The following is a 22,811-nucleotide window of genomic DNA, read 5'->3' as shown; positions in this document are numbered from 1 at the left end:
TCTGTTCCGGAGCATCGCATGCGCACCATCGGCCTTATCGGCGGCATGAGCTGGGAGTCCAGCGCCGAGTATTACCGCATCATCAACCAGCGCGTGCGCGACCAGCTCGGTGCGCTGCGCTCGGCGCAACTGTTGATGTACAGCGTGGACTTCGGTCCGGTGGAACAAGCCCAGCACGCCGGGCGCTGGGATGACACCGCGCTGATCCTTGAAGACGCCGCGCGCCGCCTGCAAGCGGGTGGCGCCGACTGTGTGGTGCTGTGTACCAACACCATGCATTTGGTGGCGCCGCGTATCGAGGCGGCGGTGTCGATTCCGTTCCTGCATATTGCCGATGCGGCGGGAGCGGCAGCGGTCGAAGCCGGCACCCTGACGGTCGGCTTGCTGGGCACCGCGTTCACCATGGAACAGGACTTTCTCAAGGCCCGTCTGGCCGCGCAGGGCTTGACCGTACTCGTGCCCGACGCGCGCGAGCGCGAGGCCGTGCACCGGATCATTTATGAGGAGTTGTGTGTCGGGGTGATCAGCGAGGCTTCGCGCCAGGTTTATCAACGCGTGATCGAGTCATTGGCGGCACAGGGTGCCCAGGCGATCATTCTTGGCTGTACGGAAATCGGCCTGCTGATCAAGCCACAACACAGCCACCTGCCGTTGCTGGACACCACCGAGCTGCATGCGCAGGCTGCGGTGGCGTTTGCACTGGCGGATTAGGCCGATTGGCGCAGGCGCGCCATGCTGACGGTGTCGACAAACTTGCCATCACGCAAAGCGTAATCGCGCAACAGGCCTTCGACTTCGAAGCCGAACTTTCGGTACAGGCCTTGCGCGGCTTGATTGTCGGCGTACACCGTGAGTTCCACGCGGTGCAGGTTCATCCAGTTATCCGCCACGTCCAGCGCGGCCGCCAACAACCTGGAACCTACACCCTTGCCCTGCCAGGCCGTGGCCACGCCCATGCCGAACGAGCCGACATGGCTGCGCCGCACCCGCAGGGTCTGCTCCAGGCCAAGCTGGCCGATGACCTCGCCGCCATGCACCGCCACCAGCTGTAGCCGCCGCTCATTATCCAACGCCAGCTTGTTGCGCCAGGCCTCCACCGATTGGTAAGGCATTTGCAGCACCTGACGGCACACGGCCGGTTCGTTATAGAGCGCAGCGACGCCTTCGAGGTGGGCTTCGGTAAAGCGCTGGATCACGATATGGGGTTCAGGTGTGTGCATTGCGTTTCATCCTATGAAAGACAAGTGGCCGGCCAGTGTAGGGGCCGAGGCTGCATGCTGGCTAGGATGGGAGCCGGGCTTGCCCGCGATGCAGGCAACTCGGTCGGTCTGTTACGCCGAGTTACGCGGTCAAAATGTGGGAGCTGGCTTGTTAACTGCGCTGGCTGAACGCTGTGCGCCATACCCGCGCTATGTCCACCGCGCGCTCGCGCAACAGACGCGGCGCCTCGCTGCACGCCTGTTCCAGGCTCATTGGGCCTGATGGCAAGGCGAAGGCGGCGTCCACACCATGGGCGTACATTTGCTCATAGCCTTCGCCCAAGGTGCCGGCAATCACGATGACCGGTACGCCATGACGTTGAGCAATCCGTGCCACACCAAAAGGTGTTTTGCCGCGCAAGGTCTGGGCGTCGAAGCGGCCTTCGCCAGTGATGACCAGGTCCGCACCACGCACGGCCGAGTCCAGGCCGACCAGCTCGGCGACCACCTCCACGCCCGCACGAAACTGTGCGCCGAGAAAGGCCTTGGCGGCAAACCCCAAACCGCCTGCCGCGCCGCTGCCCGGTTCATCGCGCACGTCTTTGGGCAGCACTTGGGCGCAGTGATCGGCAAAGTGCCCAAGCGCCGCGTCAAGCTGTTCGACTTGCTGTGGGTTGGCGCCTTTTTGTGGGCCGAAAATGGCAGAGGCGCCCTGCGGCCCGCACAGTGGATTGTTGACGTCGGCCGCGATTTCAAAACGCACCTGGGCCAAACGTGGGTCCAGGTGTTCCAGGCTGATCCGCGCCAGGCCTGCGAGAGCCAACCCGCCCGGTGCAAGTGCCTGGCCTTGGGCGTCAAGCAGCTGCACGCCAAGCGCCTGCATCGCGCCCGCGCCGCCGTCGTTGGTGGCGCTGCCGCCAATCGCCAGGATGATGCGCTGCGCACCGGCATCCAGAGCGGCGCGGATCAGCTCGCCGGTGCCGAATGTGCTGCTGATGCAAGCATCACGCTGGCCCGTCGGTACACGTTGCAAGCCACTGGCTTCGGCCATTTCGATCATCGCGGTATGGCTGTCGGCAAGCCAGCCCCAGCGTGCCTCCACCGCCTCGCCCAGTGGCCCGTTCACCGTTTCGCGACGCAGTTCACCATGGCAGGCGGCGAGAACCGAGTCCACCGTGCCTTCACCGCCGTCGGCCATCGGGCACTGGACTACCTGTGCATCCGGCCACACCTGCGCGAGGCCGTCGGCAATCGCCTGGGCTACGCCTTCGGCACTCAGGCTGTCCTTGAATGAGTCGGGGGCGATGATGATTTTCATGGGCTTTCTCCGGTTTTTATAACGCCCATGCTGCCAGTTGCCATCGGCAATGACGCCGGTCCGATGCACAAGTGCGGGTGAGGTTTGTTGTTCATTGCGACAAAGCCTGGGGCAATAGCTGCACGCCAAGGTACAGCGCGAGCATGCCGTCAAGGGTCAGCGGGTCGACGCCGCTGAGTTCGGCAATGCGTTCCATGCGGTAACGCAGGCTGTTGCGATGAATGCCCAGGGCATCAGCACAGGCCTGGCTTTGGCCATCGTGTTCACACCAACTGCGCAAAGTAGCCAACAGTTGGCCGTTGGTGTCCTTGGCCAGGACTTTGCGCAAGGGGTTGAGCAGTTCGTCCAAGGCATCGTCGTTGCGATGACGCCAGAGCATCACCGGCAGGCGGTAGCGATTGAGGGTTAACAGCTGCGATTGCGGCAGGATATCGCGACCATAGGCCAGCAAATCCCCCACACGCCGGTAACAACGACGCAGCCCGGCGAGGCCATCGGCCTGCCCGCCGACGGCGACCCGCAAGATATTCCAGCCCAGACCCTGAAGCTTTTCCAGCAGTCTTGGGTTATCCACTTGGGCCAACGCAGGCCGGCACCACAACAACGAGAATTGTGCGGAACTCACGCACCAGCTGTCCGGGTAACGGCTGGTCAGCCAGGCACTCAATGCCTCCGCCGATTGGCCTGCGCCCAACTCGAACAGGTAGGGCGTGCGGGCCAGCTGAGGCTTGAGCCCCAACTGCTGGGCTTCATCCACCAGGCGCGGCGAGTTACCGCTGTCGGCCAGCAGCAAGGCCAGCAGGTCATCACAGCGTTGGCGCCGCCATTGCTGCTCGGCTTGCTGATGGCGATGGCTCACCAGCATTTCGGCGGTCATGCGCACCAGTTGCGCGTAGGTGCGCAGCAACGCCGGCTCGCCGGTAATGCCCAGCACGCCGATCAGGCGCTGGTCGTGCATCAACGGCAAGTTGATACCGGGCTGCACGCCTTTCAGGTGTTTGGCGGTCTGGCCGTCGATTTCCACTACGCGACCATTGGCCAGCACTAACTGCGCACCTTCATGGCGAGTGTTGATTCGCTCCGGCTCGCCACTGCCCAGAATCAGCCCCTGGCTGTCCATGACGTTGACGTTATAGGGCAGGATCGCCATGGTGCGATTGACGATATCCTGCGCCAGGTCATGATCGAGCTCGAACATGAGGCTAAGTTCCTTGAAAGGCGCGGTTGTTCATGGGGTGTTCATCCTGTTGTTCATCCTGTTGTTCAGAGGCACAGCGCAAAGCCTGCTTGACTGTGCGCGGGCACAAAGACAGCACCCAGCAAGGTGGCCGAGACTCTTTGGGCGATCAACGTTACCCTCGCATCGCGAAAAATCATAATAAAGAGAGACTGCCATGTCACAGAGCGCCGCTGCCACACTGGCCACCGATGACGATAAAAACGCCATCTACAAGCGCATTACCCTGCGCCTGATCCCCTTCATTTTTATCTGCTACTTGTTCAACTACCTGGACCGGGTGAACGTTGGCTTTGCCAAGTTGCAGATGCTCGATGCGTTGAAATTCAGCGAGACCGTGTACGGCCTGGGGGCCGGGATCTTCTTTATCGGCTACGTGCTGTGTGGTGTACCGAGCAACTTGGCGCTGACCAGGTTCGGCCCTCGACGCTGGATTGCACTGATGATGATCGTCTGGGGCACGCTTTCCACCTGCCTGCTGTTCGTCACCACTCCCAGCCACTTCTACGGCTTGCGCCTGTTGACCGGTGCCGCAGAAGCCGGGTTCTTCCCCGGCGTGGTGCTGTACCTCTCGCAGTGGTTCCCGACCTTTCGCCGTGGGCGGATCATGGCATTATTCATGTCGGCAATTCCGGTGTCCGGCCTGCTGGGCAGCCCATTTTCCGGCTGGATCCTCAACCACTTCGCCGCCGGCCAGGGCGGCCTTGCGGGCTGGCAGTGGATGTTCCTGCTGCAAGGCATTCCCACGGTGATCCTGGGCGCCCTCGCCTACTTCCTGCTCAGCGACAGCTTTGCCAACGCCAAGTGGCTCACGCCCCATGAACGTGCAGTGCTGGAAGCCGATCAGGCGACGGACTTGGCCAACAAACCGAAAACCACCACCGATTCGCTCGGCGAAGTGTTCAAGAACCCGGCGATCTGGGCGTTCGGCCTGATCTACTTCTGTATCCAGAGCGGCGTGTACGCCATCAACTTCTGGCTGCCATCCATCATCAAGAACCTGGGCTTCAGCGATAACCTGGTGATTGGCTGGCTGAGTGCGATTCCGTACCTGCTGGCCGCCGTGTTCATGCTGTTGGTGGGCCGCTCCGCCGACTTGCGCAAGGAACGTCGCTGGCACTTGGTGGTGCCGATGTTGATGGGTGCGATTGGCTTGGTGATTGCGGTGAACTTCTCCACCACCCCGGCGCTTGCGATTCTCGGCCTGACCATCGCCACCATGGGTGCCCTTACCGGCCTGCCGATGTTCTGGCCAGTACCCACTGCCCTGCTCAGCGCGGGTGCAGCGGCTGGCGGCCTGGCGCTGATCAACTCCATGGGGCAGATGGCGGGGTTCTTGAGCCCATATATCGTCGGCTTCGTGAAGGATGCCACCGGGTCCACGGACATGGCGCTGTACCTGCTGGCGGCGGTGATTGTGGCCGGCAGTGTGTTGGCGTTGCGCATGACCCGTACCTTGAAGGTATAACGCGGTCTCTTTGAGGGCTGGCTTGCCTGGAATGCGCGTCGGTATCTAGGTAAGTCTTGGCCTCGGCTGGGCCGCTCTATCGCAAGAGCGGGAGGCATAACCGTTCTTGGGGTGATGGCGCAACTCTACGCCGCGGTTACCCCAATACCAGTTATGCGCCTCGCTCGACCGCCCACCAGCGCGGCAACAAGTGCCGCACACGGGCCTCGCCAAAGCGGTCATCGATCAACATCACCACGCCTTGGTCCTGCTGGCTGCGGATCACCCGTCCCGCCGCCTGTACGACCTTCTGGATACCCGGATACAAATAGGTGTAGTCATAGCCCGCACCGAAAATCGCGCCCATGCGCGCTTTCATTTGCTCGTTGACCGGGTTCAGTTGCGGCAAGCCCAGTGTGGCGATAAAAGCGCCGATCAAGCGCGTGCCGGGCAAATCGATGCCTTCGCCAAACGCGCCGCCCAGCACGGCAAAGCCAATGCCCCGGCTGTGCTGGGTGAACTGGTCCAGAAACCCTTGGCGTTCGGCTTCGGCCATGCCGCGTGACTGCAGCCACAGCACAATCTGCGGGTGCCGCTCGGCCATCAACTGCGCCACTTGTTGCAGGTAATCAAAACTTGAGAAAAACGCCAGGTAGTTGCCCGGTTGCGTGGCAAATTGCTCGGCAATCAGCTCGACAATCGGCGCCAAGGAGGCTTGGCGATGCACAAAACGCGTGGAGATCGCATCGACGATGCGCACCTGCAGTTGCTCGGCCTGGAACGGTGATTCCACATCGACCCACGCAGTATCGGCAGGCAATCCGAGCAAGTCGGCGTAATAGTGGCGCGGGCTCAGGGTGGCGGAGAACAGCACGCTGCTGCGGGCGGCGGTCAGCCTGGGGCGGATGAACTCGGCGGGCACCACGTTGCGCAGGCACAGGGTCGAGGCGCTGCGCTTGCCGAACTGGCGCTGGCTGATATCGAAGATGAAGTGTTCATTGAACAGCTCCGCCACCTTGGCAAACTGCAACGCCTCGAAATAGAAGGTTTGCAGGTCGCCGCTGAGGGCCAAGGGGTGGTCGTTGAAGTAATCGCCCATGGCGCTGGTGCACAGGCTTAAGGCCTGCAGCAGCTTGTCGGGTTTGCTGGCGTAGGCCTGGTACGGTGCGACTTGGTCCTTGTGCACGGCGTTCCATTCGCGGTTCAGGCGCTGCAACGGTTTTTTCAACGGCTCAGGCGCGCTGTCGCGCAGGGTCTTGAGGCTGTACTGATCAAGGCTGGCGCTGTACATCGAGCGGGCGCGCTCCACCAGGTTGTGGGCTTCGTCCACCAGCACGGCGGCGCGCCATTGGTTCAACTGGGCCAGGCCGAACAGCATGGCGCCGAAGTCGAAATAGTAGTTGTAGTCGGCGACCACCAGGTCGGCCCAGCGCGCCATTTCCTGGCTCAGGTAATACGGGCAGACGTCATGGGCCAACGCCACCTCGCGCAGGTTGCGCTGGTCCAACAGGCGCACCTTGGACGCCGCCACGCGTGCCGCCGGCAAGCGATCATAAAAGCCCTTGGCCAACGGGCAGGAATCACCGTGACAGGCTTTGTCCAGGTGCTCGCAGGCCTTGTCACGCGCCACCAGTTCGAGCACGCGCAGCGGCAAATCGGGGCTGCTGGTGTAGAGCACGTGCGCGGCGTCGAGGGCCAACTTGCGCCCGGGTGTCTTGGCGGTCAGGAAAAACACCTTGTCCAGTTGCTGCGGCGCCAGCGCCTTGAGCAGCGGGAAGATCGTGCCGACGGTCTTGCCAATGCCGGTAGGCGCCTGGGCCATCAGGCAGCGGCCGGTGCTGACGGCCTTGTAGACCGACTCGGCCAACGCACGCTGGCCGGTGCGAAACTGCGCATGGGGAAACGCCAGCGCCCGCGCGGCGTCGTTGCGCGCCTCGCGGTGCTGCATTTCCTGGCGTGCCCAGCCGAGGAACAGCGCACATTGCTGGTTAAAGAACTGCTCAAGGTCGGCCGCTTGAAAGCGCTGGTTCAGCAAGGTTTCACCTTCGCCAACAATATCGAAGTACACCAACGCCAGGTCGATTTCCTGCAGGCCGAGTTTGTGGCACATCAGCCAGCCGTACACCTTGACCTGCGCCCAATGCAATTGGCGATGGTTGGCGGGTTGCGCGTCGAGGTCGCCGCGATAGGTTTTGACTTCTTCCAGGCGATTGCTGTCCGGGTCGTAGCCGTCTGCCCTGCCCCGCACTTTGAGCTGCTGGTATTCGCCTTCCAGGGCTACTTCATTCTGGTAATGGGCACTGCGTCGTGAGGCCACCGTGCGATGGCCGATAATGCCTTCCTGGGCGCTGGGCGACGGCGTAAAGCGCAGGTCCAGGTCGCCGACCTTGGCCGTGAACTCGCACAGCGCGCGCACCGCAACGCTGTAGCTCAAGCGGTTTGCGCCCAGCGCACATAACAGACAGTCACCGGCATCTGGTATTCGCCGCAGAACTCCAGCCAGCGCAGTTGGTTGTCCTGCAGTCGGTCACCAGGGCCTTTGACTTCGATCATGCGGTAGGTCTTTTGCGCCGGCCAGAACTGGATCAGGTCCGGCATGCCGGCGCGGTTGGCGCGGATATCCAGCAGCAGGCGTTCAAACCAGTAACGCAGGTGTTCGGCCGGCAGGCACGTCAGGGCTTGCTCCAGCAGCTCTTCGCTGAGCAGGTTCCAGAACACGAACGGCGACTGGATGCCCCATTTGTCCACGTAGCGCTGGCGGATGGTGGTTTTGTAACGCTCATCCGTAAGCTGTTCGAAGCACGCGGCGAACAACACAGCCCGACGTTGATGAAAGTCTTCGCTGTGCAGGTCCACCGGCCCGCGCTGGAACGGGTGGAAAAACGAACCCGGCAGCGGCGCGAAAATCGCCTCCCAGCACAACAGCCCGAACAGCGAATTGATCAGCCCGTTTTCGACGTAATGCACCGGCGCATCGGGCGCGCTCAGGTGCGCCTGCACGCAGGATTCCACCGACATCAGCGGCGCCTGCACCAGCGCCAGGTCCAGGCGCGTGACTTCACGTGGCTTGACCTTGGGCAGCGCCGGTTCACCGAGCTTGCGCCGCAGGCGTGGCAGCACGCGCAGCAGGTGCTGCTGTTCGGCAGCGCTTTGCGGTGCTTGCTGCGCCGCGCACGCCAGGGCCATGGCTTGAGCGTAATCCTCCTGGCGTTCGAGCACGCGAATCAACCGCGAGCGCGCGCCGGGATAGGTGCAATCACGGTAGATCTGCGCCGCCAATTCCAGCTCGGCACTGCGTTCGCAATAGTGGCCGATCTGGAACAGTAACTTGGCCCGACGTTTTTCCAGCCACGGGTTATCCGTGGCAAGCAGCACGATCTGCGCCAGTACCTCGTCCAACGCCTGGCCGGCTTCGAAGGCCTGCTGGCATTGGTGCAGATACAGAAAACCGTGCACATCGTCACGGCTGCGCAGGCCACGGGACTCGGCGCAGAACTCGACTTTTTCGTAGGTGTAGATGCCCAGGTCAGCCAGCACGAACTCCGACCAGTCCTGGTGCAGGTTGCCGAAGAACATCAGCCGCAGGCGGTCGCACAGGTCCATCACGGTGAGGCTGTAGAGCGTGTCGCTAAGTTCGGGGCACCACTGGGCAAAGCTGCGTGACTCAGTGAACTGCGCCGCCAGCCCTTCCAGCCAGTCGGCCTTCTTGCCTTTGGGCTGGTCAATCCACGGCGCGAAGGCGGCGAGGATTTCGCCTTTTTGCAGCAGTGCGAACAATTCATCAAAACCCAGTTGGCCCTGCTGATCCACCCAGCCCTGCTGCACCAGTGCAAGCGCCGCCGCGTGAGTGCAGCCAATTTCGAGGTAATTGAGTTTGCTCGCACGAAAATGCGCGCCCTTGCGCATCACCATGCGCACCAATAACGCCTGGGACGGCTGCGGTAACCTGTCAAATTGCTGAATAAACTGCATTTCATCCGGGTCGAGCAAATCGGCATAACGCTGCCCCAGCCACAGCAGGACTTGGCGGAAGTTATGCAGGTAATACAAGGGATCGTCGAGGGGATTGGCCATGTCGCGCACTGATCAAATACTGGTTATGCATACAGAGTGCCGCCAGCGGCGGGCTGTTGCAATCAGTAATAGATAAATGGCCCACGCAACTTTTTGTATAAAAGTGATCAGATAGGACAGTTGATGGCGTAACATTTGTGGCCCGAAGCCTTAGGCGCGGGACTTTTCAGGGTTAAAGGTAAGGGTAATGAACATGAAGAATTTGGGTCTGCCGCTGGTTGCACTCACTTTTCTGCTAATGGCCGGTTGCTCCACGCAAACCGTAGTGACATTGCAAAATGGCACGCAGTATTTGACCAAGGACACCCCCAAGACCAAGACAGCCGATGGGTTCTATGAATTCACCGACATCGCCGGCAAGCACATCCGCATCAAGGCTGATGACGTTGCGACGGTACGCAGCGAAAAGTGAAAGCAATCGCCTGAACATAAAAAGCCCCGCAATGCGGGGCTTTTTGTTTGATCGTTCCCTCACTCCGCGTGGGAATGCAGCCCAGGACGCTTCGCGTCCCAAAGCGTGACGCAGAGCATGGGAACGATCAGTACCGGTAGTACGGGTGGTAATACGGGTGATAGTAGGGATGGTAGTAATACGAGTGGTAGTACGGCCGGTAGCAGCATGGGCCAGGATAGGCCGGGTACACCGCGCACCCGCCCAAGCCCAGTAGCACCAAGGCGCACAGCAGCAATCGAAGTCGGGACATGTTCGGTTCCTCACATGACGCGCGAAACAGCTCGCGGGTAGTGATTAAACGCGTGAGGCCTGCCGGACCCGTCGCAGCGTTGCGCCGCTGGTCGGTGAAGATTTATTTACCGAAGGATTTTCGCCAACCCGGCGTTCAACCGATAAGCCGCCTTCATCTTCGAAGGCGGTAGAACGGAGAAAGACGGCCATGGCACTCATGTCCCGGACGGTACGCGCGCTGTTACTCATCCCCCTGAGCCTGGCGGCGCTGGCCAGCGCGCCGGCGTTTGCCGATACCATCATCATTCGTCAGCCGCCGCGGGTCATCGTGGTTGCTCCCCCGCCGCCGCCGGTTTATTACGGGCATTGGGGTTACGCCCCACGGCCTTATTACTACCCACATCATGTTTACAGCTATGGCTACGGCTACCCCCACCGGCCGTATTGGGGCGGTGGCTGGCGGGGGCAACACTGGCACTGATCAGCCGATGCTGACGCCATCCGCCCACAGGCCGCCGTGCCCGACGCCGACCAGGGTCACCGAGTCGGCGCCAAAGGTCAGCACCGTGTCTGCGCCGACCACTTTGGCATGGTCGCGCAGGTCGGTGCTGCCCTCCACATTCTGGAACACCAGCTTGTCCGTGGTTTGGTAGCCAATCACCCGATCATTGCCAAAATGGCCGCTGAACAGGAAGGTGTTATGCCCGCTGTTGTCGCGGATTGTGTCATTGCCTTTGCCACCTTCGATAAAGTCTGCGCCCTTGCCGCCCTGGATCAGGTCATTGCCGTGGCTGCCGATAATGAAGGTGTTGCCCTTGTGCGGTTCGGCATTGCGGTTAAGGTCCTGCACCCAGGTAGTGGCCCGCGCCGGGTCGGACAGGTTGGCGACAATCACTGTGGAGTCGCGGGTCATCTGGTCGTAAAAGCCGGACTCGAGGATGCGCGTCATGCCGTCGCCATAACCGGTGGGCAAATGTGAGACCCAGGTCGGCAGGTTGACGATCGAAAACGGCAGGATATTCCACAACGTCGAGGCGTAGTGGTCGTTGAAGCTGACGATATTGTCGGTGGTCGACTCGTGGGGTTTGTCGTGCACGCCCAGGGACGACAGGTTGAAGGATGAGCCGTCGAGCGCGCGGAACACCGGGTCGTTTTCGTAGCCGATATTGAGCACTTTATCGCCCGCGCTCTGGGTCGGTGAGGCATAGGCCACGTAGTTGGCGTCCTTGTAGAACCCCGACCATTTGTTGTTGCTTAAATCCGCCATGCTGTTGACCGCCAGCCCGCCCAGGCTGTGGCCGCTGACCACCACGTCCTTGCCGCTCAGGCCATGCGCACCGGCATAGTCGGCGACATTCTTGAGCAAGCCGCCAAAGGCTTCGCCCGCATAGTTCTTTGCATAATCCTTGGGGCCGAAGGCCGCCAGCAGGTCGCTGATTACGTCGCCGATGGAATCCGTGATCAAGCTTTCCCGTGGCCCTGAAGTGCCACGAAAGCCGATGCCGATTTCGAGCAGTTTGCCGGCGTCATCGTACTTGCCCAGCACCTCGACCTGGGCGGTGGTGTAACCGGCCTTTTCGCCAAAGAAGGTGCCGCGCGCATCGACCTTGCCGCCATAGCCCAGGTCACTGGCGCTGATAGGCGTCCAGCCGGCTTTTTGCACCGCCTCAAGCGCGGCTTTTTCCGAGTCAGGGTTCCAGGGAATCCCCGGGATCACCCCTTGCGAATTAGTACTGCCCAGCAACGCCCCCACCAGCGTGGCCGGCAAGCCAAGCCCCAGGCCGTTGTGCTGGTAACCCACGGCAAAGCCGTTGTCCAGGTTGTGGTAGGAATACAGCGTGATCGCCATGGCATCGGCGAACAGTGTTTTGGAGCCCTCGGTGCCGAGGTTTTTATAGTCAAAGATACCCATGGTAGTGCCTCTCTGTTGTTGGATTTGTAGAGAAAGCGAAAACACGTGTGGCCCTCGTGGTGAGTGAGCCTATGTGGGAGCTGGCTTGCCTGCGATAGCCTCACCTCGGTACAACTGACCGACCGAGGTGTCTGCATCGCGGGCAAGCCCGGCTCCCACATAAGCCCAACCTCATACAAGGTGTGAAGCCTTTTAGAACGCCCAGTCGAGGCTCAACCCTACCCCGTGGACTTTGTCCTTGCTGGCCAACAGGCCGTTGTAATCAAAATTGACCCGCGCATCCTTGCTCAGCGCCAGGCTGACCCGCGCACCGACCAACGCGGCGTCGCGCACCATCGGCGCACTTTCCACTGCGAACGCAGGGCCGCCCGAAGCGAACGCCAGGTGCTGCTCGGAATCGGTGCTGCTCAGGTTGTGCTGCCAGCCCAGGGTGCCGGACACTTCCAGTTGCTGGTGATCGTTCACGTTAAAGGTCTTCAAGGCGCGCACGCCCAGGGTGCTCAGCACCACATCGCGGGTGTCGTCATGGCCTTTGAGCGCGGCGGCGTCACCCTTTTCGGTGAACCCATCAGTGTCCAGATGCACATAGGCCAGGTTGGCGAATGGCTCCAGGGCCAGCGGTTGCAGGTTGACGCGGTAAGCCGCCTCACCAAACACCTGGGTGCTGCTCGCGTCCACTTTGACCTTCTGCTTGCCGGCCACATCACCGTATTGCAGGTCACGCTTCACATCGGCGCGATGCCAGCTGTAGGTCGCCCCACCGCTCAGGCGCAAGGCACCGATTTCATGCCCGGCATAGGCACCGAAGTGGTAGCTGTCGACCGAGGCACGGGAATGGGTGTCGTTGCCCATGTTCAAGGAGGTGTCACTGTAGCCAGCGACCAAACCGATACGCGTCGAGTCATCCAGTGCGCCATCCACACCGGCGAGCATGCCGCCCAGCGACGTGGTGTAGCCCGCGGTGTCGCTGCGGCTGTCGGTCTTGCCCCACGCGCCCAAGGCCTTGACCCACACGTTGCCACGGCTGTCGATGGTTTCGCTGCTGGCGCCCATCTCGCCATTGCGCAGGCGTTCGCCAACGGCTTCGCGCACGTAACGGCTGTCGTTGATTAACGCACTTTGCAGTGCCGGGTAGATTTCGCCGGAGAGCTGCTGGAACGCGCCTTGGGCCGAGGCCGCATTGGGCGCCAGCAACAGGCTTTCATACACCGCATTGCCGGCGCCCAATTGGTCCGCCGCCGCCGCGACCGCACGCTGGTTCGGCGTGACCGCCACACTCGCGAAGCTGTTGGTGCGTGCCACGTCCAGTTGCACGCCGTTGGCGGCATAGTTCAGCGTGCCGCCGATAAACAGGTAGTTCGGCAGCACCGCGCCGAAGCTGCCGCTAATACCGCCTGCGGCTTGCAGGATGTTGTACTGGCGGCCAATCAGGCTTTGCGCCTGGGCGTTGGTTAGCAGCGTCGGGCTGTTCTCCAGGGCCAGGGTCACGGTACCGCCATTGAGTGTGGCGGTGCCACCGGCCACAATGCGGTCGCTGCTGGTGGGCGACAGCTCAACCGCGTAGGTCGAACCCGCATCAAAGGTGACATTGCCTGCCACATTCAAGGTGCCGATGGAGTTGCCCGGCGCCACGGTGCCGCCGCTTTTGGCAGTCAGCGAGCCGATACGGCCCGAGCCACCGAGCACGCCGGCCTGGCTGACGGTGACGTCGGAAGTGACCGAGCCATTAATCGCCAGCAAGCCCTGGTTGACCAGGGTCGGCCCGCTGTAGGTGTTGGTGCCGCTCAGCACCAACGTACCGATGCCTTGCTTGGTCAGGCCGCCATGGCCGGAAATGTCATTGCTCCACACATCCAGGCCGCAATGCACGTCGGTGCACAGACGCTGGGTCGGTTTACCGGCATCCACCACCGCACCAATGCCTGGCAGGTCGGCGACAAACTGGCTGCTGCCATAGGCGCCGTCGATACGGAACTCAGCAGGAATATCCTCAGCGGTCACGAACATCCCTGGCCCGTTGACTGCTTTGCCCAGGTTGATCATGCCCCAGCCATACAGCGCGTCGATGCCCGGCGCGCCAAGGTCGGTGGCGGTGGTTTTGAGCACGGTGGCGACCTGCTCGCCGCTCATGTACGGGAAGCGCTCCATCAGCACCGCCGCTGCGCCGGCCACATGGGGCGCAGCCATGGAGGTGCCGTTTTTGTTGGCCCAGTCGGTGGTCAGGTTGCTCAGGTCGGTGCCGTTGATGATCGAGCTGAAAATTTTGGTACCGGGTGCCGACACACAGAAGCTCGCCGCATAACCGCAACGTGACGAGAAGGTGCTGATCACATACGGGTTGGCACTCGCGGTGTCCGAGTTTTGCTGCAAGGCGGCTACCGACAGCCAGTTCGGTGCAATTTCCGGCACAAAGTACGCAAGACCCGACATCGCGTCCGGGTTGTTGCGGTTGTAGTCGTTACCGGCGGCAAAGATGGTCAGCACGCCGCTGCGGGCGGCATCGATTGCGCCTTGGTAGGCGCCGCCGGCAAGCGTGCCGAGGATCGGCCGGATGTTGTTGAACTGCGCCTGGGCTTCATTGACCGTGAAGTTGGGGTACGCCGGATCGCGGCCGCCCTTGGCGTATTGATCGCCAATGCCGATGCCCCAGCTGTTGTTGATGATGCGTGCGCCGCTGGCCACCAGCCCATCCCAACCGGCCTTGTACACCGCGCCGTCGTTGCCGAGGATGATCCCGTCTTCCGGGCCTGGGTCGCCGTTTTCGGCGCTGAGGATCTGCGCATTGAACGCCACGCCATGCATCGGCCCGCCGTCACGGTTACCGGCGGCAATCCCGCCGACGTGGGTGCCGTGGTTACCCAGCTTGCCGTTGGAGTCCTTGGACGGCGTGCCGTCATAGCGGAACGCATCGCCGGCCTTCACCGGGATATACGGGTCGGTGTATTGGCGGATGCCCTCGGTGACAATCGTCACCACCTTGTTGGGGCTGGCGAACTCCGGGTGCTGCGCATACACCGGCTGGTCAAAGATGCCCAGCTTGACGCCTTTGCCGGTGTAGCCGGCGGCATACGCAGTGTCTGAATGGATGGCGCCCAGCCCCCAATCGGCCTTGAACTCGTTGCTGCGCCAACTGGCGGTATCGCCCAGTTTGCCGGTTTCCACATAGGGTGCGGCCTGGGCGGTCCCCAGACTTGCCAGGCAGCACAGCAACGCGCCGTATGGCACGCAGCTCAAAGCCTTGAGCGGGTAGCCCGGGCCTGTGTGAGTGGCGGTATTTAACCCTGGTTTGCGTTTGTTCACGGTGACCTTCCTTAGTTTTCTTATTGCCGGTATGTGAATCACTTTTCTTCAGCGCCGCAGTGCTCAGGTGGGAGCTGGCTTGCCTGCGATAGCGTCAGTTCAGCCAAATTTTCATCGACTGACGCACCGCCATCGCAGGCAAGCCAGCTCCCACAGTTAGAACTGCCAGTTAAGGCTCAGCCCCACGCCTTGGGTTTTCGCACGCCCACCCAACTGGCCGTTGTAATCCAGGTTGACCCGCGTGGCCTTGCTCAGCGCCAGGCTGGCCTGCACACCGACCAGCGCGGCATCGCGCAACAACGGCGAACTGCGCACGGCAAAGGACGGCCCGCCGGCGACAAACGCCAAGTGTTCTTCGGATTCAACCGCCGTCAGGCTGTGCTGCCAGCCCAGCGAACCGGACAGTTCCAGCTGCTGATGGTCATTCAGAGGCAGGGTTTTCAAGGCCCGCACACCGAGGGTGCTGAGCACCGCATCGCGCCGATCGCTGCCACGTTCCAGCGCCGCCGCAGCGCCTTTTTCATGAAAGGAATCACTGTCCAGGTGTACATAGGCCAGGTTGGCGAACGGCTCCAGCGCCAGCGGTTGCAGGTGAATGCGGTACGCAGCTTCAGTGAACAACTGCGCCGTGCGCGCATCCAGCTTGGTCTTTTGCTTGCCGCTGACTTCGCCGTACTGCAGGTCACGCTTTACGTCGCCGCGATGCCAGCTGTAGGCACCACCCACGCTGACGCGCCAGTCGCCCAGTTCACGCCCGGCATACGCGCCGAAGTGGTAACTGTCGATGGACGCCGACGAGTGCGTGCCACTGCCCATGTTCAGCGAACTGTCGCTGTAGCCGGCAACCACACCCACGCGGGTCTGTTCATCCAGCGCGCCGTCCACACCGGCGAGCAAACCGCCAATCGAGGTGGTCGAGCCTGCCGTTTCGCTGCGGCTGTCGGTCTTGCCCCAGGCGCCAAGGGCCTTGAGCCACAGGTTGCTTTCGCCGTTCACCGGCACATGGCGCAGGCGTTCACCTACAGCATCGCGCAGCTGCAGGCTGTCGTTGATCAGCATCGCGCCAATCGCCGGGTAGATCTCACCCGACAGTTGCTGCAAGCCCTGGCGGGCCGTGACCACCGAGTCCGACTGCAACAGGCTTTCATACACCGGGTTGCCGGCGCCCAACTGCTCGGCCGCCGCCGCGACACTGCGCTGGTTGCGCGTGGCGGCAACGCTGGCGAACGCAGCGTTATTGCGCCCCACATCCAACTGCACGCCGTTGGCGGCGTAATCAAGGGTGCCGCCGAGGAACAGGTAGTTCGGCAGCACCTGGCCAAACTGGCCCTGAACGCCGCCCGCCGCCTGGAGGATGGTGTACTGGCGGCCGATCAGGCTTTGCACTTGGCTCTGGCTGAGCAGTGTGGGGCTGTTTTCCAGCGCCAGGGTCACGGTGCCGCCGCCCAGCACGGCTTTGCCGCCTGCGACGATGCGGTCGCTGCTGGTGGGCGTGAGTTCCACCGCATAGGTGGAGCCTGCGCCCAGGTTCACATCACCGGCTACCTGCAAGGTGCCTACCGAATTACCCGGTGCCACGGTGCCACCGCTGTTGACGCTCAAGGCGCCGATGCGCCCGGAACCGCCGAGGGTGCCGCTGTTGTTGACGGTCACCGCCGAGGTCAGCGAACCATTCACGGCCAGCAGGCCGCCATTCACGCTGGTGGCACCGCGATACGTGCTGTCGCCGCTGAGCACCAGGCTGCCGGCGCCGGATTTGATCAGGCTACCCTCATACACGCGGTTGGCCGCAGCCTGATCACGGGCAGTGCCAACGGCGTAATCGGTCTGGTCCTGCTGGCTGGCATTCGCGCCCACGCCGTTCTGCCAACCCTTGTCGATCAGGGTTTGCTGCCAGGCGCTGTGTTCGGCGCGGTCTTCGGCCTGGCGCTGAACCAAGGCCTGGTCGGAGATGCCGTTGCTCCACACATCGCCCTGCCCGGCCGCGAGGTTGACGTTCATGTTGCCGAGCAATTGCCCCGGGCCATGCATCGCTCGGCCAAGGTCCGGCACGCCCCAGCCGACGATGGTATTCGGTGCTTGAGTGACAGAGCCATCGAGTTGCGTGGCAGTGGTCAACAGTACCTGCAACGCCTGCTCATTGGTCATGTACGGGTAGCGCTCCATCACCAGCGCCAGCGCGCCGGTGGCATGCGGTGCCGACATCGAGGTGCCGGACTTGACCCCATAACCGCCATCGGGAATGGTGCTGTTGATCAGCGCGCCAGGCGTAGAGATGCACCAGTATTTGGCTATCCCGCATTTGTTGTATTTCTGGTTATTGGCTTTATCCAGGCCGGACACCGCCAGCCAGTGGCCTTCCAGTTCCGGCTGGAAATACGGCAAGGCCGAGCGCACGCTGGCATTCGCATACCCGCTGTTGCCGGCGCTGAACACGTTGATCACCCCGGCCTTGGCCACATCCGCCGCGGCATCCAGCCAGGTGCCCTGGTTGTAATGCTGGGCATAGGCGGCGTGCAGGTCGCCGAGGGTCTGGTAGCTGACATCCTTGGGCTGGCTGCCCCAGCTGTTGTTGATGGCGCGCACGCCGGAATCCACCAGCGCGGTGTACACCGCCTTGAAATACTTGGGGTCCGGGGTCGGGCCAAACAGGAAGCTGTCGTTGGCGTTGGTATTGCCCACGTAGATTTGCGCGCTGTAGGCCACACCGTGCATGCCCACGCCATCACGGGCTGCGCCCATGGTGCCGGTGACATGGGTGCCGTGGGAATCATTGTTGGGGTTGAGTGCGCCGGTGGTGCTGAACGGCTTGCCATCGACGTAGGTGCCGCTGGCGGTGACAGCGTGGTAGCGGTCTTTGGAAGCTTCAGGGTGGTTGGGGTCAAAACCCGAATCCAGCGCGCCGACTTTGACCCCGCTGCCGGTGATACCGGCCGCATAGGCTTCATCCGCCTTCATGCGCCCCAGGCCCCAGTCGCTCTGGAATTCGGCGGAGCGCCAACTGGCGGGGTTACCCGCTTGGCCGTTTTCGGTATAGGCCGCCTGTGCCGCAACGGACAACAGGAGTAACGAGCCTGCGGTAAACGGTTTGAAACGTGGTGAATGGGTGATCATCTAACCCCTCCTTATTCTTCTTATGGATGCTCATTTCACCGGGCCGAAAGCCTCATCGACTTTCGCCAGGTCGGTGTCGCGCAAGTTGCCCGCGTAGTAGTGCAATTTGGTCCAGGCCATCAGGTAGTCGTAGCGGGCCTGGGCCAGGTCGCGACGGGTGCTGTACAGCTGCTGCTCGGCGTTCAGTGCGTCGAGGTTGACCCGCTCGCCACCGAGGATGCTTTGCTTGGTCGACACCACCAGCGCTTCGGCCGAGGTCAGGGCCTTTTGGTACGCACGCAATTTGCTCACGCCCGACAGGCACGCACTGAACTGGCGGCGCAGTTCGATCAGGGTTTCGCGGGTCTTGCCTTCCAGCTCGTACTCGGCCTGCTCCATGCCACGGCTGGCCTGGCGAGTCGAGGCGGAGATCCCGCCACCGGCATACAGCGGCAGGCTGACTTCAACGCCGATGGTGTTGGTGTCGTAGCGCTGGTTGTAGGTGTTGCCGCTGTCGGACTCCTGTTTGCGCGAGCTGGCATACGCGGTGATCTTGGGCAAATGCCCGGCGCGGTTGCGCTCCACTTCATAACGCGCGACTTCCACGGCCTGGCGCTGGGACGCCAGCGTGGGGTTATTGCTCAGCGCCAGTTCATGCCAGGTGTCGTAGTTGGCCGGGGTCAGGGTGAAGGCAGCAAAGCTCTGGTTCAGCGGCGCCAGGTCGTGGATGTCGACGCTTTGTACGCCGATCAACGCCCCCAGCTCGCGCAACGACGCGTCCTGCTCGTCCAGCGCCTGGATCTCTTCGGCGGTAGCCAGCTCATAGCGCGACTCGGCTTCGAGAATGTCGGTGCGCGTGCCTTCGCCCTGTTGGAACAGGTGCTGGTTCTGCTGGAACTGCTGCTCGTAGGCCTTTTTCTTGGCGCGGGCGATGTCGATCTGGTCCTGGGCAAACAGCGCCTGGGTGTAATAGCTCAGCACCCGCACCAGCAGCGCCTGGCTCTTGTCGCGAAAGCTTTCATCGGCGAACAGCGCCTGGGCCACGCCCTTGCGATAGTTGGCATAGGCTTCGTAGTCGAACAACGGCTGTTGCAAGCTGAAGGTCGAGCCATAGCTGTTGTAGTTGCGGTCGTCGCGATAACTGCCGCCGCGCCCGTCCGGCAGGTGCGCCTCGGAGTTGTTGCGGCCCTTGTTGTAGTTGTACGACAGCCGCGGCAGCAGCCCGGCACGGCCAATGGTGCGGTTTTCCAGGCCCGCGTCGCGTTCCTTGATGGCGCCCAGAAACACCGGATCGTTACGCAATGCCTGCTCGTACACATCAAACGGCCCCATGGCTGCCTGGGAAACGCCGCACACCAACATCAACGAAATGAACACAACGCGCATGCTCATTCCTCAGTCAACGCAGAACCGGCGCGATCGAGCAGCGGTTTGAACAGGTAATTGAGCAGCGAGCGTTCGCCGGTACGCACAAACATCTCGGCGGGCATGCCCGGCTTGATCACCAGGCCGTGGAGTTTTTCCAATGCAGCCTCGCTGACCGTGGTGCGCAGCACGTAGTAAGGCTGGCCGGTCTTTTCATCGAGCATCTGGTCGGCCGAGATCAGGCTGACTTCGCCCGGCACGCGCGGGGTGCGGCTCTGGTTGAAGGCAGTGAACAGGATATCGACCGGCAGGTGGGTGCCCACTTTATCGACCAGATGCACCGGCAGGCGCCCTTCCACCTCCAGGCGCGTGCCCTGGGGCACGATCTCCAGCAGGGTTTCACCAGCGCGCACCACGGCGCCTTCGGTGTGCACGCTGAGGTTGACCGCAATGCCATCGGCCGGTGCATTGATTTCGCTGTGCTGCAAATCAAAACCCGCTGAGGTCAGTTGCTGTTCCAGGGTCAGGCTGCGCAGTTGCGCGTCGGCCAACTGGCTGCGCACTTCTTTCTGATACTCCTCACTGTGCTGCTGCAATTTGAGGCGTGATTCGAGAATGCCCTGCTCCACGCGGCCACTTTCGCCAGTGTTTTGCGCCAGGTCCTGTTGCACCTGGGACAGTTGGCGCTGGTAGTCCAGCAAGCGGTTGCGCGGGATATAGCCGTTGTCGGCCAGGGGTTGCAGGTTGGCCAGTTGGTCGCGCAGGGATTGCGCCTGGGCAGACAGGTCGGTACGGGCGCGGCGCATGCCGCTCAGTTGCGAGGTGGCACCGTCGATGTTGGCGCGAATACCGGCTTGTTCACGGGCAAAGGCTTCACGGCGGCTGCTGAACAGCTGGCGTTGGCCTTCCAGCACCAGGGCCAGGGCCGGGTCGGGGTTGGCGCTCAGCTCAGCGGGAAAGGTAATCGCCGCTTGGTTGTCACGCTCGCTCTGCCAGCGTGCCACGCTGGCCCAGGCCATGCGGTACTGGGCTTGCAGCGACTGCACGTCGGCCTGGTTCTGGGTCTGGTCGAGGCGAAACAGCGGTTGGCCCTGTTTGACCAACTCGCCCTCCTTCACCAGGATCCGGCTGACCACCCCAGGGCTGAAGGTTTGCACGGCCTTGCGCTTGCCCGAGACCACCACCGTGCCTTGCACCGGGATGCCCTGGTCCAAGGGCGCGAGGCTGGCCCAAAGGAAAAACCCACCGGCGCCGACAATCGTCAACCACCAGCCCATCTTTACGAAAAAACCGGCATCACGTTCTTTAAAGCGGGGCTCTACAGTAAGGCTGCTCATGCGCCTGGATTCCTTCCGGTCTGGTACTGACGGCTAAGGCTCACACCGGCCTTTTCCCGTGGCGCTTCCTGCTGTTGCTGGCCCGACAACGCGCGCAGCACTTCCTGGCTGGGGCCGAAGGCCTGCAATTGGCCTTCACTGAGCACCAGCAACTTGTCGGCCTGGGCCAACGCCGAGGAGCGGTGGGTGACCAGCACCACGCTGCTGCCCTGGGCTTTCATCTGCACGATGGCACTGGCCAAGGCGGCCTCGCCCACGGTGTCGAGGTTGGAGTTGGGTTCATCCAGCACGATCAAACGCGGCGCGCCATACAGCGCACGCGCCAGGGCCACCCGCTGCTTCTGGCCGCCGGAGAGGCCGCCACCGTTGTCGCCCAACACGGTGTCGTAGCCTTGCGGCAGACGCAGGATCAACTCATGCACACCGGCCTGTTGCGCGGCTTTCACCACCCGCTCCGGGTCGGCTTCACAAAAGCGCGCAATGTTGTCGGCGATGCTGCCGCTGAACAGTTCGATGTCCTGGGGCAAGTAGCCGATATGCGGGCCGAGGTCGTCGCGGTTCCAACGATGGATATCCGCGCCGTCCAGGCGCACGGTGCCGGCCAGGGTTGGCCACACGCCAACCAGCACACGGGCCAGGGTCGATTTGCCCGAACCCGAAGCACCGAGCACGCCCAGCACTTCACCGGCGCCGAGGTTGAAACTGACCTGTTGCAAGGTCGCCACACGCCGCCCCGGCGGGCCGGCGCTGACGTGCTCGAAACTCACCTGGCCCTTGGGCGCCGGCAACGCCATTTGCTCGGCTTCGGGTGGGAATTCACGCAGCAGGTCGTCAAGGCGTTGGTAAGCCAGCTTGGCCGAACTCCACTGCTTCCACACCGCAATCAATTGGTCGATAGGGCTGAGTACACGGCCCATCAGGATGGACCCGGCGATCATCATCCCGGCGGTCATCTCGCCCTTGATCACCAGAAAGGCGCCCAGGCCCAGCACCAAGGATTGCAGGCACAGGCGCAGGGATTTGCTCAGCGAGGTAATCACCGAGCCGGTGTCGCTGGCCCGGTTCTGAAACCCGAGGAACTGCGAATGCACCGCGAACCAGCGTTTACGCAACGCACCGAGCATGCCCATGGCCTGGATGGTCTCGGCGTTGTGCAAGTGGCTGGTAGCCAGCTGGGTTGATTGTTGGGAAAAAACACCCGCCTCGCCCAGTGGTTTTTTGGTCAGGTATTCATTCAGGCACGCCAGCGCGATCAACAACACAGCGCCCGCCGTGGCCAACACGCCCAGCCACACGTTGAACAGGAAAATCACAAACAGGTAGATGGGAAACCACGGCGCATCGAAGAACGCGAACAACGCAGGCCCGGTGATGAATTGGCGGATCACGGTCAAATCGCCCAGCGATTGCCCGGCATGCCCCTGCCCGCGTTGCAGGTTGCGTTCAAACGCGGCTTTGTACACGCGCAAGTTGAAGCGCCGCTCCAACTGGCTGCCGATGCGAATCACGACAAAACTGCGCAGCACTTCCAGCGTGCCGATGAAGACAAAGAAACCCACGACCATCAGCGTCAACATCACCAGGGTGGTTTCATTCTGGGAGGACAACACACGGTCGTACACTTGCAGCATGTAAATCGACGGCACCAGCATCAACAGGTTAATCAAGGCGGTAAAGCAGCCGATGCTGATCAAAATACCCTTGTATTCACCCAGCGCCCTAAATAAGGGCGCAACCACATTGGACTTCGCCATAGTGTCTGTTCTTCCCCGAAGCCAATGACGCGCAATAGTTGCCCGTGCCCTGAAGTGGGCGGCCAACTATTAAACTCTTGTTATAAGCTT

16 protein-coding genes are annotated in these 22,811 nt (G+C 62.1%); 4 read left to right on the top strand and 12 right to left on the bottom strand.

What is annotated here, in order from left to right; all coding sequences use genetic code 11:
• Positions 1 to 18: 18 nt before the first annotated feature.
• Positions 19 to 711, top strand: coding sequence for an aspartate/glutamate racemase family protein (locus HBO41_RS09835; RefSeq protein WP_169985985.1), 693 nt, complete (start codon positions 19 to 21; stop codon positions 709 to 711).
• On the opposite strand, the gene HBO41_RS09830 is transcribed toward HBO41_RS09835, so the two are convergent.
• The 3 genes from HBO41_RS09830 to HBO41_RS09820 all read right to left on the bottom strand — a co-directional run bounded on the left by HBO41_RS09830 (position 708) and on the right by HBO41_RS09820 (position 3,715).
• Positions 708 to 1,220, bottom strand: coding sequence for a GNAT family N-acetyltransferase (locus HBO41_RS09830; protein ID WP_017135604.1), 513 nt, complete (start codon positions 1,218 to 1,220; stop codon positions 708 to 710). The two genes, HBO41_RS09835 and HBO41_RS09830, sit on opposite strands and share 4 nt — an antisense overlap.
• 151 nt (positions 1,221 to 1,371) lie before the next feature.
• Positions 1,372 to 2,517 carry a glycerate kinase gene (locus tag HBO41_RS09825; protein WP_169985983.1) on the bottom strand — a complete coding sequence of 382 codons (1,146 nt, stop codon included), beginning with the start codon at positions 2,515 to 2,517 and terminating at the stop codon, positions 1,372 to 1,374.
• 91 nt (positions 2,518 to 2,608) lie between these two features.
• The gene (locus HBO41_RS09820; RefSeq protein WP_169985981.1) at positions 2,609 to 3,715 is read right to left on the bottom strand and encodes a sugar diacid recognition domain-containing protein; all 1,107 of its coding nucleotides are present in this window, start codon (positions 3,713 to 3,715) and stop codon (positions 2,609 to 2,611) included.
• A 196-nt stretch (positions 3,716 to 3,911) separates the two neighbouring features.
• Between HBO41_RS09820 and HBO41_RS09815 the strand changes: the two genes are divergently transcribed.
• Positions 3,912 to 5,222, top strand: a complete 1,311-nt coding sequence (locus HBO41_RS09815; RefSeq protein ID WP_169985979.1) for an MFS transporter — start codon at positions 3,912 to 3,914, stop codon at positions 5,220 to 5,222.
• 151 nt (positions 5,223 to 5,373) lie between these two features.
• Here the strand turns inward: HBO41_RS09815 and HBO41_RS09810 are convergent, their stop codons facing one another.
• Positions 5,374 to 7,635, bottom strand: coding sequence for an ATP-dependent DNA helicase (locus HBO41_RS09810; RefSeq protein WP_169985977.1), 2,262 nt, complete (start codon positions 7,633 to 7,635; stop codon positions 5,374 to 5,376).
• Entirely contained in the window at positions 7,632 to 9,275 is a 1,644-nt protein-coding gene (locus tag HBO41_RS09805; RefSeq protein WP_017135599.1) for a VRR-NUC domain-containing protein, read from the bottom strand. The genes HBO41_RS09810 and HBO41_RS09805 overlap by 4 nt, the downstream gene beginning before the upstream one ends.
• 187 nt (positions 9,276 to 9,462) lie before the next feature.
• Between HBO41_RS09805 and HBO41_RS09800 the strand changes: the two genes are divergently transcribed.
• Complete coding sequence (locus HBO41_RS09800) at positions 9,463 to 9,687, top strand: YgdI/YgdR family lipoprotein (protein WP_017135598.1); 225 nt, start codon at positions 9,463 to 9,465, stop codon at positions 9,685 to 9,687.
• A gap of 127 nt (positions 9,688 to 9,814) precedes the next feature.
• Here HBO41_RS09800 and HBO41_RS09795 read toward each other — a convergent pair whose 3' ends face one another.
• Complete coding sequence (locus HBO41_RS09795; RefSeq protein ID WP_164487936.1) at positions 9,815 to 9,979, bottom strand: hypothetical protein; 165 nt, start codon at positions 9,977 to 9,979, stop codon at positions 9,815 to 9,817.
• A 189-nt stretch (positions 9,980 to 10,168) separates the two neighbouring features.
• Here HBO41_RS09795 and HBO41_RS09790 point away from each other — a divergent pair, with 189 nt between their 5' ends.
• Positions 10,169 to 10,441, top strand: a complete 273-nt coding sequence (locus HBO41_RS09790) for a hypothetical protein (RefSeq protein ID WP_017135597.1) — start codon at positions 10,169 to 10,171, stop codon at positions 10,439 to 10,441.
• Here HBO41_RS09790 and HBO41_RS09785 read toward each other — a convergent pair whose 3' ends face one another.
• From HBO41_RS09785 to HBO41_RS09760, 6 genes are all read right to left on the bottom strand, one after another.
• Positions 10,442 to 11,872, bottom strand: coding sequence for a lipase (locus tag HBO41_RS09785; RefSeq protein WP_169985975.1), 1,431 nt, complete (start codon positions 11,870 to 11,872; stop codon positions 10,442 to 10,444).
• Between the two features lie 192 nt (positions 11,873 to 12,064).
• Positions 12,065 to 15,172, bottom strand: a complete 3,108-nt coding sequence (locus tag HBO41_RS09780) for an autotransporter serine protease (RefSeq protein WP_169985972.1) — start codon at positions 15,170 to 15,172, stop codon at positions 12,065 to 12,067.
• 156 nt (positions 15,173 to 15,328) lie between these two features.
• A complete protein-coding gene (locus HBO41_RS09775) occupies positions 15,329 to 18,286 on the bottom strand; it encodes an autotransporter serine protease (RefSeq protein ID WP_169985970.1) in 2,958 nt (985 codons plus the stop codon).
• 30 nt (positions 18,287 to 18,316) lie between these two features.
• The gene (locus HBO41_RS09770; protein ID WP_017135593.1) at positions 18,317 to 19,651 is read right to left on the bottom strand and encodes a TolC family outer membrane protein; all 1,335 of its coding nucleotides are present in this window, start codon (positions 19,649 to 19,651) and stop codon (positions 18,317 to 18,319) included.
• Between the two features lie 2 nt (positions 19,652 to 19,653).
• Positions 19,654 to 20,967 carry an HlyD family type I secretion periplasmic adaptor subunit gene (locus HBO41_RS09765; RefSeq protein ID WP_017135592.1) on the bottom strand — a complete coding sequence of 438 codons (1,314 nt, stop codon included), beginning with the start codon at positions 20,965 to 20,967 and terminating at the stop codon, positions 19,654 to 19,656.
• The gene (locus HBO41_RS09760; protein WP_017135591.1) at positions 20,964 to 22,721 is read right to left on the bottom strand and encodes a type I secretion system permease/ATPase; all 1,758 of its coding nucleotides are present in this window, start codon (positions 22,719 to 22,721) and stop codon (positions 20,964 to 20,966) included. The genes HBO41_RS09765 and HBO41_RS09760 overlap by 4 nt, the downstream gene beginning before the upstream one ends.
• Between the last annotated feature and the right edge of the window lie 90 nt (positions 22,722 to 22,811).

The sequence above is a fragment of the Pseudomonas sp. WS 5146 genome (assembly GCF_012985495.1).
Classification (GTDB): domain Bacteria; phylum Pseudomonadota; class Gammaproteobacteria; order Pseudomonadales; family Pseudomonadaceae; genus Aquipseudomonas; species Aquipseudomonas edaphica.
This window is presented reverse-complemented; position numbering and strand designations above follow the sequence as displayed.